2 pseudogenes are annotated in these 496 nt (G+C 77.4%); both read right to left on the bottom strand.

Features of this window, described 5'->3' with window-relative positions:
- A pseudogene (locus V2J85_RS40365) lies at positions 1 to 190 on the bottom strand (rRNA methyltransferase); the annotation flags it as partial.
- A pseudogene (locus V2J85_RS40360) lies at positions 187 to 496 on the bottom strand (HTTM domain-containing protein); the annotation flags it as partial. The pseudogenes V2J85_RS40365 and V2J85_RS40360, both read right to left, overlap by 4 nt.

Here is a 496-nt window from a genome sequence, read left to right as displayed (position 1 = left end):
CCTCCCGCGTCCAGTAGCGGTAGGCGTCCCCGACGTTGCGCCGGTCGCCGTGGGCCAGCAGCTCGGGGTCGTAGCGCTCGTCCTCGGGCCACGGCAGCGGGTGCGGGCCGACGCCGATCCCCTGGCCGTAGCCGTCGTCGTACTGGAGGGGCTCTGGGGTGCCGCCGGTGCTGCCGGTCTCGCTGCTCACCCGACGAGCGTATGGCCCCCGCCACCGCCGTGCGGCGGGGCCTCCCCCGTACCGCCGCGTCCCTCCGGCGCCGGGCGCGCGGTGGGCACCCCCGGCGGGCCGCCGTCCCCGGCGGGGCGCCACCGCCGCGGCAGCCGCCCCAGCAGCCGCTGCCGCCCCAGCGCGGCCCGGCCGCCCAGCCAGACCAGGAAGGCCGTCGGCAGGAACACCGCGTCCGCCGCGATCATCGCCATCGAGAAGAACGGCAGCCCGAGCAGCAGGGCGATCCCGGCGTGCTCACCGATCATGATGACCAGCAGCACGTTC

This window comes from Streptomyces bugieae, from assembly GCF_036352915.1.
In the GTDB taxonomy this organism is placed as follows: domain Bacteria; phylum Actinomycetota; class Actinomycetes; order Streptomycetales; family Streptomycetaceae; genus Streptomyces; species Streptomyces endophytica.
This window is presented reverse-complemented; position numbering and strand designations above follow the sequence as displayed.